Below are 16,455 nucleotides of genomic sequence, written 5' to 3'. Positions count from 1 at the left end.
GCTAGCATGACAACAGACACTAAGGACATTCCGGCCAGCTTCATTTCGGAAGAAGGCGCCGACTGGAAAGACGTCGGGCCCGGCATGCGCCGCCGCATCATTTCCTACGACGCGCAGATGATGCTGGTAAAGGTCACCTTCGAAACCGGCGGGGTAGGGGCCATGCACCACCACGTGCACGTGCAGCAGAGCTACATCCAAAGCGGGGTGTTCGAAGTGACCCTGGGCGAGGAAAAGCAGGTGCTGCGGGCCGGCGACGCGTTTTATGTGCCCTCCGATGTGTGGCACGGCGTGGTGTGTCTGGAGGCCGGCGTGCTGCTTGACGCGTTTTCGCCGATGCGGGAAGATTTTGTGTAGACCTGCAAAGGCGACTTGAAAGAAGAAAGAATGAAAGGGTATTTGAAGGCAATGCTTGTGCTGGCTGGGGCAATTTTGGGAGAGGTTTCCTCGGCCTACGCACAGCATTTGACGGTGGCACTGGATGGCTCGGGCGACTTCCCGACCATTCAGGCCGCCGTCAACAGCCTGCCCGCCAGCGCCACCCAGCAACGGGTGATTCGCATCAAGAAAGGCACCTATAAGGAAAAGGTCTTTATCGACGGCAAAGACCATATTACCCTGCAGGGTGAGTCGGAAAAGGGCGTGGTCATCACCATTGCCCAGGCCAACGCCATCTTCCGCTGCGACCCGGCTACCGCCAACGACTGGACTATTGCTACGCTGAGCCTGCGCAACAGCCCCGACATCACGCTCGAAAAGCTGACGGTGCTGAACACCTACGGCGCCGAAGCCACGGGACCCGTCACCATCGACTGCCCCTCGGACCCGACGGGCAAGAAGGTTATTAAGAAGTCGGACCACCAGATGGCGCTCTACACCGGCAAGGGCACGACCCGGCTAACGGTGAAGAACTGCACCTTCCGGACCCTGGGCAATGACACGGTGAGCCCCTGGGACGCCGAAGCCGGCGTGTACTACTTCAAGGACTGCACCATGGAAGGCAGCGTGGATTTTTACTGTCCGCGCGGCTGGGCGTTTGCCGAGAATTGCCGCTTCATCTGCCACAATATGAATGCCGCCATCTGGCACGACGGCTCGGGCAGCAAAGACGCCAAAACGGTGCTCAAAAACTGCACCTTCGAGGGCGACGACAACTTCAAGCTGGGCCGCTACCACACCGAGTCGCAGTTCTACCTGATTGACTGCCAATTTCCTAAAAATATGGCCGACGCGGATATCTACGCCGCGCAGTCGGGCAAGGGCACGCCGCAGTGGGGCCGCCGGGTATACTACGCCGGCTGCCACCGTCAGGGCGGCGACTACGCCTGGCACCGCGACAACCTGAACACCGCCGAAAATGCGCCCAAAGCCAAGCAGATTGACGCCGCCTGGACCTTCGGGGAGCAGTGGAAGCAGTTTGGGGCCGCGCGGCTTCGGCTTCCCAAACCCTGAAAATGGGCGGGCTGCTGGCCGAAGCCATTGACACCACGGCCGAAAAAATGCTGGTCTACCAGCGCAGTATCGGGGGCTGGCCCAAGGCCGTGAAGGAAAAAAAGGTGGACTACAAAGCTCCGCTGAGTGCCGCCGTGAAAGCCGCTACCCTGGCTGCCGCCAACGCCAAGGACGCCACCATCGACAACAACGCCACGACCCGGGAAATCGAGTACCTGGCTAAGGCCTACAAAGCTACCGGCAATCCGGCCTACCGCCAGAGCGCCGAAAAGGGCATCCGCTACCTGCTCAAAATGCAGCACAAAAACGGCGGCTTCCCCAGTTTTACCCCGACAGCAGCGGCTACCGCGCCCAGATTACCTACAACGATAACGCTATGGTGCGGGTGTTGAACCTGCTTAAGGCCGTGGCCGAAAAGCAGGGCGAGTACGCTGCCCTGGACCCAACGCTGGCCTCAGCCGCCAAGCTGGCCGTGGACAAGGGGGTGAGCTGCATTCTCAAAACCCAGTACGTGCAGAACGGCAAGCTTACCGCCTGGTGCGCCCAGCACGACCGCAAAACCCTGCTGCCGGTGAAGGCCCGGGCCTTTGAGCTGGCCTCGCTCAGCGGCGCCGAAAGCGTGGGCATCGTCCAGTTTCTAATGAGTCTGGATAATCCTTCGCCCGAGGTGAAAAAGTCGATTCAGGCGGCGGTGGCCTGGTTTCAGGCAGTGAAGATGGAAGGCTACGTGCTCAAGGACGTTGTGGACGCCGCGCAGCCCACTGGTCGCGACCGGGTGATTGTGCCCGAAGCCGGCGCCGTACTCTGGGCCCGCTTCTACGACCTGGAAACCAACAAGCCAATTTACGTGGGGCGCGACGGGCAGAAGCGCAGCCAACTCAGCGAGATTGAGAATGAGCGCCGGGCCGGCTACGTGTACGCCAGCACCTGGCCGCAAAAATTGCTGACCAAGGACTATCCGAAGTGGCAGCAGAAGTGGGAGAAGAAAGAAGGAAGCAAAATATAAGGCGCTGATTATGGCCAATCTATCCAAACAAGCGGCACTCGCCCTCTCGTCCTCGGTGGTAGCAATGCCCGAGGCGAAACACGTTGAACTGCCCGAAAAAGTGCTGCAGTTCGGTACCGGCGTGCTGCTGCGCGGCCTACCCGACTACCTTATCGACAAAGCCAACCGCCAGGGTATTTTCAACGGCCGCATTGTGGTGGTCAAGTCGACTGACGGGGGCGACGCTACGGCTTTCGACCGGCAGGACGGGCTCTACACCCTCAGCATCCGCGGTGTGGCCGATGGGCAGACCGTTGAAGAAAATGTAGTCTGCTCGGCTATCAGCCGGGTGCTGTCGGCCAAAAGCCAGTGGGAGCAGGTGCTGGACGTAGCCCGCAATCCGGAGCTGACGGTGGTCATTTCCAACACCACCGAAGTCGGCATTCAGCTGGTTTCGGAGTCTATCAAGCAAAGCCCGCCCAGTCGTTTCCCGGCAAGCTGCTGGCCGTGCTCTACGCCCGCTACCAGGCGTTCAACGGCGCTGCCGACAAAGGTTTGGTCATTGTGCCCACCGAACTGATTCCCAACAACGGCACGAAGCTGGAAAGCATCGTGCTGGAGCTGGCCCACCTCAACGGCCTCGACGCCGAGTTCATTGAGTGGCTGGAATCGGCCAATTCGTTCTGCAACTCTCTCGTGGACCGCATCGTGCCCGGCCGCCCCGACGCTGCCACTCAGGCTGCCCTGGAAGCCGAGCTGGGCTATTCCGACGACTTGCTCACGATGTCGGAAGCCTACTTGCTCTGGGCCATTGAGGGTGATGCCCGCGTCAAGTCGGTGCTGTCGTTTGAGCAGGCCGATGCCGGCGTCATCGTGCAGCCCAACATCGACTTGTTCCGCGAATTGAAGCTGCGTTTGCTCAACGGCACCCACACGCTCAGCTGCGGCCTGGCGTATCTGGCCGGTTTCGACACCGTGCGCGGGGCCATGGACGACGCGGCTATGGCCGGCTTTATCCAGAACCTGATGCTGGCTGATCTGCTGCCCGGCATTCCCTACAACGTAGATGAAAAAGTGGGGCAGCGCTTCGGCATGCAGGTGCTGGACCGGTTCCGCAACCCTTACATCGAGCACCGGTGGCTGGGCATCACGCTCAACTACACCATGAAAATTCAGATGCGCAACGTGCCTACGCTGCTGCATTACTACAAGAAGCTGGCCGTGGTGCCCGACTACATGGCTCTGGGTTTTGCCGCTTACCTGCTCTTTATGCGCGGCACTCAGCAGCACGACGACGTGTGGTACGGCGAAGCAAATGGCCAGGCTTACCCGATTCAGGACGAGAAGGCCGGCTACTTTGCCGACCTCTGGCAGCGCCAGGCTCCGGCGGAATTAATCGGGACCGTCCTGCGTAATAAAACCCTCTGGGCCATGACCTGGCCCAACTGCCTGGCTTCGCGGCCCGCGTCGAGAAGTACCTGCACAAGCTGTTGCAGGACGGCGCGGCCACTACGCTGGCCAGCTATTTCACCCAAAAGGTTTCCCTTGCCTCATGAAGCATTTAGTAGCCCAGATTCATCCGCACGACAACGTCCTGGTAGCCCTCACGGACCTGCCTATCGGTACGCCCGTGCCGTGGAAGGACGGCATGATTACGACTACCCAGGCCATTCCGGCCAAGCATAAAGTAGCGCCCCACGCCTTCGAGCCCGGCGACTTGGTCCACATGTACGGTGTACTCGTGGGCAAAGTCCGCCAGCCGATTCCGCTCGGCGGCCTGCTCACCACGTCCAACATTCAGCACGCCACCGACTCATTTGACCAAACCTCCGGCATGCACCGCCTGAACTGGCCCGTGCCCGACGTGTCCAAGTGGCAGGAGCGCACCTTCATGGGCTTCCACCGCGCCGACGGCCGCGTGGGCACGGCCAACTACTGGCTGGTGATTCCGCTGGTATTCTGCGAAAACCGCAACATTCAGGTGCTCGAAGCAGCCTTGGTGGACGACCTGGGCTACGGCCGGAAGAAAAGCTACCAGCCCCAGACCCAGGAGCTGATTTCGCTGATGCAGGCCGGCAAAACGGTGGAGGAAATCCTGGCTACTGACCTGCACTCGGCTGAAACCAGCCGGCAGAAGCCCCGCCTGTTCCCCAACGTAGACGGCGTGCGGTTTTTGCAGCACGAAGGTGGCTGCGGCGGTATCCGCCAGGATGCCCAGACGCTTTGCGGCCTGCTGGCTGGCTACATCACCCACCCTAACGTGGCCGGCGCTACGGTGCTGAGTCTGGGTTGCCAGAACGCCCAGGTGAGCATGCTCCAGGACGAAATCAACAAGCGCAGTCCCCAGTTCTACAAGCCGCTCTACATTCTGGAGCAGCAGAAAATCGGCACGGAAGAGGCCCTGATCAGCACGGCGTTGCGCCAGACCTTCGCCGGCCTGATGCAGGCCAACGCCCAGCACCGCCAGCCCGCCCCGTTGAGCAAGCTCACCATTGGCCTGGAGTGCGGCGGCTCGGACGGATTCTCGGGTATTTCGGCCAACCCCGCCGTGGGTCACGTCTCGGATATGCTCGTGGCCCTCGGCGGCTCGGTTATTCTGGCCGAGTTTCCCGAGCTCTGCGGCGTGGAACAGGAACTCGTCGACCGCTCGGTAGACCAGCCGACAGCCGAGCGGTTTAGCTCCCTGATGAAAGCCTACGGCGAATCGGCAGTAGCCGTGGGTTCGGGCTTCGACATGAACCCCTCGCCGGGCAACATCCGCGACGGTCTGATTACCGACGCCATGAAATCGGCGGGTGCCGCGCGCAAGGGTGGCTCTTCGCCGGTCGTGGCCGTGCTCGACTACCCCGAATTGGTGACCAAGCCCGGCCTGAACCTGCTTTGCACGCCCGGCAACGACGTGGAGTCGACCACCGCTGAGGTAGGTTCGGGGGCCAATATCGTGCTCTTTACCACCGGTCTGGGTACGCCTACCGGCAACCCGATTGCGCCCGTGGTGAAGATTTCGAGCAACACGGCCCTGGCCAACCGCATGCCCGACATCATTGACATCAACACTGGCACCGTTATCGACGGCGAAGAAACCATTGAGCAGGCCGGGGAGCGGATTCTGGACTACGTCATCCGCGTCGCCAGCGGCGAGGAAGTGGCCGCCGTGCGCCACGGCCAAACCGACTTCATTCCCTGGAAGCGCGGCGTGTCGCTCTAAACTCGCGGCAGGCGTGGCATTCCGAATTCTTCTTCGCAGGAGAGTTCAGGAGGCCGGCCTGGCTTTCTGTCATTTTTTTGCCTTTGTAACCCGACCACACTCTTATAAGCCGACTTCCCACCCGGCCTTGTGATTATGAAAAAGCCTTTCCTCGACGCGGATTTTCTGCTGCAGACCGAAACGGCCCGCACGCTGTACCACCAGTTTGCGGCCCGCAGCCCATCATCGACTACCACAACCACTTGCTGCCCGACCAGATTGCCGAAGACAAGCAGTTTGAGAACCTGACGCAGATCTGGCTCTACGGCGACCATTACAAGTGGCGGGCCATGCGCACCAACGGCATCGATGAGCGCTACATCACCGGCGACGCGTCGGACTGGGAGAAGTTTGAGAAGTGGGCCGAAACCGTGCCCTACACCCTGCGCAACCCGCTCTACCACTGGACTCACCTGGAGCTGCAGCGCTACTTCGGCGTCACAGAGCTGCTCAACAAGGAGTCGGCCCGCCGCATCTACGACCACTGCTCAGCCTTGCTGCGTACCCCGGAATACTCGGTGCGCAACCTGCTGCGCAAGATGAACGTGCAGACCCTGTGCACCACCGACGACCCTTCGGACTCTTTGGAGCACCACCGCGCCCTGGCCGCCGCTGATTTCGGCGTGCAGGTACTGCCTACGTTCCGGGCCGATAAAGCCATGTCGCCGGAAGACCCCGCGGGCTATAATGCCTACCTCGACAAGCTGGGTACTTCGGCCGCCGTGGAAATCCTGACCTACCAGGACCTGCTCACGGCCCTGCGCGTGCGCCACGACTACTTTGCCGCCCTGGGTTGCCGCTTGTCGGACCACGGCCTAGAGCAAATCTACGCCGCCGACTACACCGACGCCGACATCAGCCGCATCTTCGCCAAAGTGCGCGGCGGCGAAACATTGGAGCAAAGCGAAATCCTGCAATTCAAGTCGGCCATGCTGGTATTCCTGGCGGAGCTCGACTGGGAGAAAAGCTGGACCCAGCAGTACCACGTGGGTGCCTTGCGCAACAACAACGCCCGGCAGCTGCGGCAGCTCGGCCCTGATACCGGTTGGGACTCTATCGGCGACTTCGCCCAGGGCCAGGCCATGAGCAAGTTTCTCGACCGCCTCGACACCCAGGACAAACTGGCTAAAACCATTCTCTACAACCTGAACCCAGCCGACAACGAGCTGTTTGCCACCATGATTGGCAACTTCCAGGACGGCACTGTGCCCGGTAAGCTGCAGTTCGGCTCGGGCTGGTGGTTTCTCGACCAAAAAGACGGTATGGAGCGGCAAATCAACGCCCTGTCGAACCTGGGCCTGCTGAGCCGCTTCGTGGGCATGCTCACCGACTCGCGTTCCTTCCTCTCGTACCCGCGCCACGAGTACTTCCGCCGCATTTTGTGCAACATCCTCGGCAACGACGTGGAAAACGGAGAGCTGCCCGACGATATGGAGCTGGTTGGCACGATGGTACAGAACATCTGCTTCCACAACGCCCGCCAATACTTCGGCTTCGAAACCCGGGCTGAGGCTGTCGAAGCAGCCAGCTTAGCCGAGAAAGCCTAGCTTGCGGTGGGCCGGCTCACGGCCGGCCCGCTCTTTCCTCATTACTCTACTCAACAACCACCCCTAGATGAAGCAGGTAGTAACGTTCGGCGAAATTATGCTGCGGTTGTCTCCGCCGCTGAACTACCGCTTAACCCAAACCGCCACCTTCGAGGCAACCTACGGCGGCGGCGAAGCCAACGTGGCCGCGTCCCTGACCCAGCTGGGCATGCCCGCAGCCCACGTTACCTGCTTCCCTGCAAACGAATTAGGCCAGGCCGCCACCCAGCACTTTCAGCGCTACGGCGTGAATATGGAGCACACCGTGTTTCGCGGCGAGCGGCTGGGTTTATACTTTCTAGAAGTCGGAGCCTCGATGCGGCCCAGCAAAGTGGTGTACGACCGGTTCGACTCGGCTTTTGCCAACCTGCGGCCCGAGGACTTCAACTGGGAAGAAATTCTGAAAGACGCCAGCTGGTTTCACTGGACGGGTATCACCCCGGCCATTTCGGCCGCGGCCGCCCAGGCCTGTCAGGATGCCATTCAAACTGCCCGCCGCCTGGGCATCACCGTATCGGGCGACGTAAACTACCGCCGCAACCTGTGGCAGTACGGGCAGAAAGCCCAGGACGTCATGCCCGCCCTGGTCGAAGGCTGCGACGTAATCGTGGCTTCCGAAAACGATTCCGAAGATTTATTTGGCATTGTACCGCAAGAAGGTGCTGCGCATAGCTTTACTTCGATGGCTGAACAGCTGATTGCGCGCTTCCCCAACGTGAAGCAGGTGATTACGACCCGGCGCGAAACCCTGAGTGCCTCGCATAACCAGCTCAAAGGCATTCTCTACGACGGCCAGAACTTCGTGGAAAGCCCCAGCTACGACATCGTGCCCATCGTGGACCGCATCGGGGGCGGCGACGCCTTCATTGCGGGCTTCATTTACGGCTCGCTGACTTCCAACGACCAGCAGCAGGCCCTGACTTTCGGGGTTGCTTCTTCCGCCCTCAAGCATACGATTCACGGCGACTTTAATCTGGCCACCAAGGCCGAGGTAGAGGAAGTCGTGAAAGGCAATACCTCGGGGCGCCTGCTCCGCTAGGGGAGTTGTTAGGTGCTGGCTGTCAGTTGTTAGAAGCAGACGCCAGCTCAAAGTTAACAACTGACAACCAACAACTAATAACCAGATTCATGTCCCGATACTCTTCCGCCGAAGTTCTGGAGCGCGTGCTGCAAGCGCCTTTGGTGCCGGTCTTCTTCCACGCCGATGCCGCCTACGCCCAGCGCGTGGTGCAGGCCTGCTACGAAGGCGGCGTCCGCGTCTTTGAATTCACGAACCGCGGCACCAACGCCCTGGAAGTTTTCACCGAGTTGCAGCGCTACGTGCAGGAGCACCTGCCCGAAATGGTCCTGGGCATCGGCACCATCTACACCGCCGCCCAGGCCGAGGAGTTCATCAGCGCCGGCGCTGCCTTCGTGGTGCAGCCCATCATGACGGCTGAAGTGGGCGAGGCCTGCCGCCTTCAGGACGTGGCCTGGGTGCCCGGAGCCATGACGCTCACCGAGGTCTACAACGCCCAGCGACTGGGTGCGGGCTTAGTGAAAATCTTCCCCGGCAACGTACTCGGGCCCGACTTTATCAAGAGCCTGCGCGGGCCTATGCCCACGGTGAAGCTCATGGTAACCGGTGGGGTAGAGCCCACCGAGGCCAGCCTCACCGAGTGGTTTGGGGCCGGTGTGAATGTGGTTGGGATTGGCTCCCAGCTCTTTAAAGGTGCCGATGACGTGGCCGTCATCGCGCCGCGTATTGCGCCGCTCATGCAATTTCTCACCTCTCGCGCTTCGTGATGAAAACAGCCTCGGTTATCCCCCCAGCCGTGCCCAACCCGCCCTCGTTGGATAATACCATCGGTAAGTACCGCTGGACCATCTGCTCCCTGGTGTTTTTTGCCACCACGGTCAATTACCTCGACCGGGCGGTAATCTCGCTGCTGAAGCCCTACCTCGAAACCGAGTTTAAGTGGAGCGACGCCGATTACGCCGACATTGAAATTGCCTTCAAGCTGGCCTATTCGCTCGGCATGCTGGGCGTGGGGCGCATCATCGACAAGCTCGGCACCAAGATGGGCTACGCCTTGTCGACGTTTCTGTGGAGCCTGGCCGCCATCGGGCACGCCTTCGTGACCAGCACGCTGGGCTTTTCGGTAGCCCGGGCATTTTTGGGCGTGACGGAGGCCGGCAACTTTCCGGCCGCCATCAAAACCACGGCCGAGTGGTTTCCGCAGAAGGAGCGGGCATTGGCGACGGGTATTTTCAACTCCGGCTCTAACGTGGGCGCCATCATTGCCCCGCTAACCGTACCGCTTATTGCCGAAACCATCGGCTGGCAGTGGGCCTTCATCATCACCGGGGCCCTGGGCTTCGTGTGGCTGATACTGTGGTTTTACTTCTACGAAGTGCCTGCCCGCCACGCCAAGCTGACCAAAGCCGAATTTGAGTACATCCACTCGGATGTGGATGACTTGGCCGCCGCTTCTATCGAGACTCTGCCTAAAGTGTCGTGGTTTAAGCTGCTCACTTTCCGCCAAACCTGGGCCTTCGTGCTCGGCAAGTTCCTGACCGACCCGATCTGGTGGTTTTACCTGTTCTGGTTGCCCGACTTCCTCAACAAGCAATACGGCCTGAAAGGCACCGCTGTGGCTGTTCCGGTAGCTATGGTGTACGTACTATCGAGCATTGGCAGCGTGGGCGGCGGCTGGATTCCGCTGAACTTTATCCGCAAAGGCTGGGAGCCATTCCGAGCCCGCAAAACCTCTATGCTGCTCATTGCCCTGTGCGTGTTCCCCATCGTATTTGCCCAGTATCTGGGGCAGATCAATATGTGGCTGGCCGTCATTGTAATCGGTATTGCGGCGGCGGCTCACCAGGCCTGGAGCGCCAACATCTTCACTACGGTGTCGGACATGTTCCCCAAGCGGGCTGTGGCCTCGGTGACGGGTATCGGCGGCATGGCCGGCGGCTTGGGCGGTATTCTGCTCTCGGCCCTGGTGCAGAAGCGCATGTTTGTGTACTACGAAAGCATCGGCGAGAAGGAAACGGCCTACTTCATCATGTTCCTGATCTGCGGGGGCGCTTACCTGTTTGCCTGGGTGCTTATGCACTTCCTGGTGCCCCGCATGAAGCCGATTGATCTTGATTCCCAACCCGCTGCTTAACCCGCTGCCCACCATGAAACGACTCCTCACCTTTGCCCTGCTGCTCGTGCTCGGCGTGGCGGCATTCGCCCAATCGGGTGCTAATAAAAAAGATATGGCCGCTGTGAAAGAAGTGGAAGCCCTGGAACGGCAGCGCTTCGAGGCTCAGGTCAAGAAAGACTACGCCTTCCTGGAAAAAGTCTTTGCCGACGACCTGGTTTATACCCATTCCAACGGCAAGCAAAACGGCAAAACGGACTACATCCAGTCGATTCGGGACGGTAAGAGCGTCTACGACAAGATTGACGTGGAAGCCCTGAACGTGCGGGCCTACAACGACGGCAAAGCAGCCGTGGTCAACGGGACTATCACCATTTACCAGCCCAACAAGCCCGACGGTACGCCCAACGTGGCCCACCTCAAGTACGTGGTGGTACAGGTGAAAGACGCCAAAAAAGGCTGGCAGGTAGTGCTCTGGCAAAGCCAGAAGCAGCCCGAAGCCAAAAGCTAAGTTCCTGGTTACGCGTGGTTCCCCGCCTTGGCAGAGGTGGGGAACCCGCTGGGCAACCGCCCATTCTCTTCTCCTTGGTTCGGCAGCTTTGCGCCGCGCATAACCTCTTGTCTGCGCAAACGTTTCCACAGCCTTGGTCTGGCCGCCTCCGCCGGACCCAATGAGCTAACCTTCCTGCTGCCGTTCAATTTTGCCTTTCAATCCTCCTCAATACCGCCCGAATAGGAGCGGAACGCTAGCCTATTGCCCGAATTTTCCTCCCAATTCCTGATTCTCACCCATGAGTGCCCCTAACGAAAACACACTTGCCAGCCCCGTCGGAACCACGCTGGACCGCTATATCATGCGCAAGCAGGCGGAATTCCCCTTTGCAACCGGTGAACTCAGCCAGTTGCTGCGCGACATTGCCCTAGCCGCCAAAATCGTGAACCGGGAAATCAACCGGGCCGGCCTGATGGACATTACCGGCAACTACGGTGCCCAGAACGTGCAGGGCGAGCAGCAGCAGAAGCTCGACGTGGTAGCCAACATCCGCTTTATCCGGGCCCTGAAAAACGGGGGCGAGGCCTGCGCCATTCTCTCCGAGGAAGACGACGAAATCATCCACACCGGCAACGACCAGGGCCGCTACGTAGTGGCCATGGACCCGCTCGATGGCTCCTCCAACATTGACGTGAACGTCAGCATCGGTACCATCTTCAGCATCTACCGCCGCGTCTCACCGATGGGTTCCAAGGCTACTCCCGAGGATTTTCTGCAGGGTGGGCGCAAGCAGGTAGCGGCCGGCTACATCCTGTACGGTTCCAGCACGATGCTCGTGTATAGCACCGGGCACGGGGTGGCTTGCTTCACCTACGAGAATTCCCTGGGCGAATTCTTCCTCTCCCACGACGGCGTAAAAATTCCGGAGCAGGGTACCACCTTCTCCTGCAATGAAGGCAACTGGTTTGACTACCCCGAGTGGGTGCGCAGCTACTTGACCGAGTGCAAGGAGCGCCGCTACAGTGGGCGCTACATTGGCTCCCTGGTGGCTGATTACCACCGCAACCTCTTTAAAGGGGCATTTATCTGTACCCGCCCACGGCCAAGAACCTCAACGGCAAGCTGCGCCTGCTGTATGAAGGCTACCCCTTGGCCTTCCTCATTGAGCAGGCCGGGGGCAAAGCGCTGGCTGGTGCCGAGGCCGTGCTCGACATTGTGCCTACCGATTACCATCAGCGCGCCCCGCTCTTTATCGGCTCCTCGGGCATGGTCGATGACCTAGTGACGTGCATGGTGCAGCAGGGGGTAGCTCCGGCTAAGGTTGCCTAATCCAATCCAAACAACTTCCTTAGGCCCCGGCTTATACTAGCTCAACCCGCTCTGTCTGCTCCCACCCGCTTAGTCCAACCCAACATCCTCACACATTCTTTCATGCCCAAATTCATTTCACCCGCGGTAGAGTTCGGCTCTTTGCTGAACCAGGTTAAGCAGCTCACGCCCGAGATTTTTACTTCGGACGGCAAGTTTCAGAACCTGATGGAAGGTCAGTGGCAGCAGCCCGGCTCGCCCCGCGAGTTTACTTCGCCCATCGACGGCACCCAGCTGGCCGCAATGCCCATGCTCAACCGGGAGCAGGCCCTCAAGGCCGTGCAGTTTGCCAAGCAGGAAGCTGCTGCCTGGGCCGCCACCGACCTGGATGAGCGCCGCAACAAAGTGCAGGAATGCCTCAACCAACTGCGCCCCCACGTAGAGCTGGTAGGCAAGCTGCTGATGTGGGAAATCGGCAAAACCTACAAGCTGGGCTTTACCGACATTGACCGCGCCATCGAGGGCGTGCAGTGGTACGTCGACAACATCGAGGAAATGCTGGGCAACCGCACGCCGCTGGGCTTGGTGTCGAACATTGCCTCCTGGAACTATCCGCACTCGGTCCTCTTGCACGCGGTGCTGGTGCAGGCCTTGTGCGGCAACTCGGTTATTGCCAAAACGCCTACCGACGGCGGCTTTATTTCCCTGAGCTTTGCCTTCGCCATTGCCCGCCGCTGCGGCCTGCCCGTAACGCTGGTCAGCGGCCCCGGCGGAGAGCTCAGCGACGTGCTGGTGAAAAACGAAGCCGTGGATTGCCTCAGCTTCGTGGGTGGCCGCTACAATGGCCGCAACATCGCCGACGCCCTAAGCCAGGAGCACAAGCGCTACATGCTGGAAATGGAGGGCGTAAACACCTACGGCATCTGGGATTACTCGGACTGGAACTCGTTGGCCGACCAGCTCAAGAAGGGCTACGACTACGGCAAGCAGCGCTGCACGGCCTACGTGCGCTTCGTGGTGCAGCGCAGCCTGTTTCCGCAGTTTCTGGAAACCTATTGGGAAGCAGTAAAAAGCCTGAAAGTAGGCAACCCCACTCTCGTCGACAACCCCGGCGACAAGCTGCCCGAGCTGGCCTTTGGTCCGGTTATCAATAAAAACCAGGCGGAAGACCTCGACCGGCTCTACGAAAATGCCCTCAAGACCGGCGCTACGCCCATTTTTGAAGGCAAGCTGGATGAGAGTCTGTTTTTGCCTGGCCAGGACATGAGTGCCTACCGCGCCCCGCGGGCCCTGGTTAACCTGCCCCGGCAGAGCGAGCTGTACTTCAAGGAGCCCTTCGGCCCGATTGACTCCATCGTGCTCGTCGACCGGGTTGAAGAGCTGGTGGGCGAGATGAACATCAGCAACGGGGCCCTGGTTGGGGCTCTGGCCTCGGATGACGAGAAGTGGGCTCAGCGTACGGCCAAGGAAGTGCGGGCCTTCAAGATGGGCGTCAACAAGCTCCGCTCCCGCGGCGACCGGGAAGAAGTTTTCGGTGGCCTGGGCGAATCCTGGAAAGGCGCGTTTGTGGGTGGTAAGCTGCTGGTAGAAGCCGTAACGGAAGGCGTTCCTGCCCAGCCCGTGCTCGGCAACTACCCCGAAGCCACGCTGTTGCCCGAAAAGATTTAACGCCAAGCTTGGTCTATATCACGAAAGAGGGGCTTTTCCGGGCATGACGCCGGGAAAGGCCCCTCTTCTTTGTTGAGCCAGCTACGCGGGTAAGTCTAGCTGCTAGCCCGGCTATAGGGCCGACTTGACCTGTAGAAAAGTACGGTAGCTCCCGGCCAGCCCCGTGGTCGACAAGCCCTGTACCACCACCACATATTTGCCGGGCTGGTCAGCGGTATAAAAGCTCAGAGCTGAGGGGCCGGCGGCTGTGGTAGTCACCTGCGGATTCCAGTACAGCAAGTTGCGAAAGTCGGGCAGGCGGCTCTGCTGGGCCTGGGGCGTATCGTAGCGGGGCGAATAGAATTCGCGCTGCCGCTGTAGGCCTTCGTACTCCTGCAGCAGGGCGTGGGCATCGAGCTTATAGCTGCCCAGGTCGCCCTTGTAGGTGGTGTAGCTTACCAGGCCCTGATGAATCTGGCGGCCGTGAAAGTAGCGGCTGGTAATGACGTCCAGTTTCTGAATTTTCAACGGGTCGAGGGCCACCACCTTGTTGATATTGAAAACCGGTACCCCGTCTAGCAGCACCAGCGGGTCGTCCGTCATGGGCTGATTGTTCAGGTGGTCAATTACCTGAAAGTGAAACTGGCCTTTGCGAATCCGGACCAGCACACCGGGCACGTACTCGCGCATGACCTCCTCCATCACCTTGAACCGGGTGTAGGCATCGAGCATATACTGCTCACTGGGCTTGCCGTAGAAAGGCAGGCTGTCGGTTTGGGACAGGGCGTATTGGTTGGTAAACTTTTTAAAATAAGCCGTTTGCACCTGGGCCTGCAAATGGCGCTGAGCCAGCTCGGGCCTTAGCGACTCGGGCAGCTGCAAGGCCGCCTGCTGGGTAGGAGCGTAGGCCGTGGAGAAGGGCGAGTAAACCTCCACTTGGTAGGTGCTGTCGACCTGGGTATTGGTTTGCACCACTATTTCCTTGGGCCCGTAGAAGTCGCGCATGTCGAACTGCACCCGGCCGTCGGGCTGACTTATGCTGCTGTAGAGGCGGGGCTGCCGGCTGGGGCTGGCCAAATACACCGGAATGCCCGGCGCCGCCTGCCCGGTGCCGCGGTGGGTCAACTTTCCCTGAATCCAGTGGCCGCTCGTTTCGGGGTAGAAGGCGGGGGCCGGCCGGGAACTGCCTACCACGTCGGCCCAGCGGAAACGGCTCCAGCCCTGGGTCAGCATCAGGTTGTCGGCGGCCTGGGCAACTTCCGCGGAGTTGGCCGAGAAGTAGTAGTCGGGATTTTCAATGCGGCCTTTCAGGTCGGAGGCCAGCCACAGGTAGCTGTTGATGGAGGTACCGGCCGCCGCCGACAGGGAGTCGAGGCGGTACACGGCCACCGAGGCATTGGCTGGCAGGGGCCGGGCGCCCGGTCCGGCCGCGGATAGCTGCAAACTCACTTTTTCCCGGACCGAGTACTCTTTCTTGTCGGTCGAGGCCCGCAACGTCAGCTGCTGGGTGGGTGGGGTAAAATAAAGCCGTTCACAGAGCGGCTTGCGGGCCGCATTGAATACGGTAAAGTGCGCAATGCCTTCGGGCAGGTCTTTCTTATCGAGGGTAAAAACGGCCTTATTGTCCCGGAACCGGCCCATGGTGGCTACGAATGGCTGCTGGCGGGCATGGCCCAGCAGCAGAATGTCGTCGGCTCCCGCAACCGTGGTCTGGACCGTAACGCTCAGGCCATTGGCGGTGGACGCCAGGTGCAGCACGTAGCCTTGTTCCTGCACGGCGGGCAGCTTGCGGGTGAGTGTCTGGTTATTGGGCAGCTGAAGAATAGCGCTGTAACTAGCTCCGGTCTCGGTGGGCGTAAAGGCAAAGGAGCCCAAGCCAAACTTGAGGGTGCTGAGCTGCGCCACATTCCGCCCGCGCTGGTCCACGATGATGCCCGAGGCGGCTACGCCCTGGCCGCGCTGGTCGGTTACTTGAAAGGCCACGGTGCTGGTCAGGCCCTTGACCAGATGCCCGCCCTCGGGAAAGAACTGCGCGTCGGTGCCCGCGGTGGTCGGGGTCGGTGCAGCTTTGGTAACGCTGCCAAAGGTGTTGACGACGGTGATGGTGCTGTGGAAGTAATACTCGGGCGGGAAGTTCTTCATCCAGTTGGTGTAGGCCCGCACCGTGTAGGTGCCCGAAGCCAGGGATTTAGGCAGCACAAAGGTGCCCTGACCCGCGGCGTTCAGCAGCTTTATCTTGCCCTGCAGCACCGGCTTCTGCTCCCGGTCTAGCAGCTCCACATACGCCACTTTGCTCACCATAAGAGGCTTGTGCTGCACCCCATCGACGGCGTAGACCTTAAACCACATAATTTCGCCACTGACGTAAAAAGGCCGGTCGACGTGCAGAAACAGCTTTTCCGGGAGCCGCTGCTGGCTGTAGCGGCTCAGTTGCCGGTCCAGGGTGCGCAGCGAGTCGGACTGGGCGTGGGCAGAGCTTAGGCTCCCGGACCAGAGCAGGCCGCCCGCAAGCAGGCCGGCCCCGGCGCGGGCTACCCAGCGAGACAGAAAGTGGAAGGCAGACAAATCAGCGGTGTACAGGTGCGGCACGGACAGAGGAGCTTAAA

The 16,455-nt window shown here is 60.3% G+C and carries 11 protein-coding genes and 4 pseudogenes; 14 read left to right on the top strand and 1 reads right to left on the bottom strand.

The features are described 5' to 3' along the window. Positions 1 to 6 precede the first annotated feature (6 nt). The 14 genes and pseudogenes from MUN79_RS21945 to MUN79_RS21885 all read left to right on the top strand — a co-directional run bounded on the left by MUN79_RS21945 (position 7) and on the right by MUN79_RS21885 (position 13,870). The gene (locus MUN79_RS21945; RefSeq protein WP_244674687.1) at positions 7 to 357 is read left to right on the top strand and encodes a cupin domain-containing protein; all 351 of its coding nucleotides are present in this window, start codon (positions 7 to 9) and stop codon (positions 355 to 357) included. Between the two features lie 114 nt (positions 358 to 471). Further along, the gene (locus tag MUN79_RS21940) at positions 472 to 1,452 is read left to right on the top strand and encodes a pectinesterase family protein (RefSeq protein ID WP_244678375.1); all 981 of its coding nucleotides are present in this window, start codon (positions 472 to 474) and stop codon (positions 1,450 to 1,452) included. Between the two features lie 2 nt (positions 1,453 to 1,454). Then, a pseudogene (gene pelA / locus MUN79_RS31990) lies at positions 1,455 to 2,458 on the top strand (pectate lyase). A gap of 10 nt (positions 2,459 to 2,468) precedes the next feature. Next, positions 2,469 to 3,017: a hypothetical protein gene (locus MUN79_RS31330; protein WP_311136554.1), complete on the top strand. Its 549-nt coding sequence runs from the start codon at positions 2,469 to 2,471 to the stop codon at positions 3,015 to 3,017. Continuing rightward, entirely contained in the window at positions 2,945 to 4,123 is a 1,179-nt protein-coding gene (locus MUN79_RS21925; protein ID WP_311136553.1) for a mannitol dehydrogenase family protein, read from the top strand. Before MUN79_RS31330 ends, MUN79_RS21925 begins: the two co-directional genes overlap by 73 nt. Next, complete coding sequence (locus tag MUN79_RS21920; protein ID WP_311136793.1) at positions 4,011 to 5,645, top strand: UxaA family hydrolase; 1,635 nt, start codon at positions 4,011 to 4,013, stop codon at positions 5,643 to 5,645. The genes MUN79_RS21925 and MUN79_RS21920 overlap by 113 nt, the downstream gene beginning before the upstream one ends. A 135-nt stretch (positions 5,646 to 5,780) precedes the next feature. Continuing rightward, a pseudogene (gene uxaC / locus MUN79_RS21915) lies at positions 5,781 to 7,231 on the top strand (glucuronate isomerase). A gap of 67 nt (positions 7,232 to 7,298) precedes the next feature. Beyond that, on the top strand, positions 7,299 to 8,309 hold the full coding sequence (locus MUN79_RS21910; protein ID WP_244674684.1) for a sugar kinase: 1,011 nt from the start codon (positions 7,299 to 7,301) through the stop codon (positions 8,307 to 8,309). Between the two features lie 89 nt (positions 8,310 to 8,398). Further along, positions 8,399 to 9,055, top strand: a complete 657-nt coding sequence (locus tag MUN79_RS21905; RefSeq protein WP_244674683.1) for a beta/alpha barrel domain-containing protein — start codon at positions 8,399 to 8,401, stop codon at positions 9,053 to 9,055. 29 nt (positions 9,056 to 9,084) lie between these two features. Next, on the top strand, positions 9,085 to 10,422 hold the full coding sequence (locus MUN79_RS21900; RefSeq protein WP_244674682.1) for an MFS transporter: 1,338 nt from the start codon (positions 9,085 to 9,087) through the stop codon (positions 10,420 to 10,422). A gap of 13 nt (positions 10,423 to 10,435) precedes the next feature. Beyond that, positions 10,436 to 10,912, top strand: a complete 477-nt coding sequence (locus MUN79_RS21895; protein WP_244674681.1) for a nuclear transport factor 2 family protein — start codon at positions 10,436 to 10,438, stop codon at positions 10,910 to 10,912. Positions 10,913 to 11,192: 280 nt separating this feature from the next. Then, a pseudogene (locus MUN79_RS31985) lies at positions 11,193 to 11,741 on the top strand (class 1 fructose-bisphosphatase); the annotation flags it as partial. Continuing rightward, positions 11,724 to 12,223 (top strand): annotated as a pseudogene (locus MUN79_RS31980) (hypothetical protein). The pseudogenes MUN79_RS31985 and MUN79_RS31980, both read left to right, overlap by 18 nt. Before the next feature lie 102 nt (positions 12,224 to 12,325). Further along, the gene (locus tag MUN79_RS21885) at positions 12,326 to 13,870 is read left to right on the top strand and encodes an aldehyde dehydrogenase family protein (RefSeq protein ID WP_244674680.1); all 1,545 of its coding nucleotides are present in this window, start codon (positions 12,326 to 12,328) and stop codon (positions 13,868 to 13,870) included. A 111-nt stretch (positions 13,871 to 13,981) separates the two neighbouring features. On the opposite strand, the gene MUN79_RS21880 is transcribed toward MUN79_RS21885, so the two are convergent. Then, positions 13,982 to 16,438: a hypothetical protein gene (locus tag MUN79_RS21880; protein ID WP_244674679.1), complete on the bottom strand. Its 2,457-nt coding sequence runs from the start codon at positions 16,436 to 16,438 to the stop codon at positions 13,982 to 13,984. Positions 16,439 to 16,455 lie beyond the last annotated feature (17 nt).

Source organism: Hymenobacter cellulosilyticus (genome assembly GCF_022919215.1).
Lineage (GTDB): Bacteria > Bacteroidota > Bacteroidia > Cytophagales > Hymenobacteraceae > Hymenobacter > Hymenobacter cellulosilyticus.
This window is presented reverse-complemented; position numbering and strand designations above follow the sequence as displayed.

Excerpts from the sequence above, each read along its gene's own strand:
- MUN79_RS21905 (WP_244674683.1), top strand. The coding sequence starts at position 8,399 with ATGTCCCGATACTCTTCCGCCGAAGTTCTGGAGCGCGTGCTGCAAGCG.
- MUN79_RS21910 (WP_244674684.1), top strand. The coding sequence starts at position 7,299 with ATGAAGCAGGTAGTAACGTTCGGCGAAATTATGCTGCGGTTGTCTCCG.
- MUN79_RS21945 (WP_244674687.1), top strand. The coding sequence starts at position 7 with ATGACAACAGACACTAAGGACATTCCGGCCAGCTTCATTTCGGAAGAA.
- MUN79_RS21885 (WP_244674680.1), top strand. The coding sequence starts at position 12,326 with ATGCCCAAATTCATTTCACCCGCGGTAGAGTTCGGCTCTTTGCTGAAC.
- MUN79_RS31330 (WP_311136554.1), top strand. The coding sequence starts at position 2,469 with ATGGCCAATCTATCCAAACAAGCGGCACTCGCCCTCTCGTCCTCGGTG.
- MUN79_RS21895 (WP_244674681.1), top strand. The coding sequence starts at position 10,436 with ATGAAACGACTCCTCACCTTTGCCCTGCTGCTCGTGCTCGGCGTGGCG.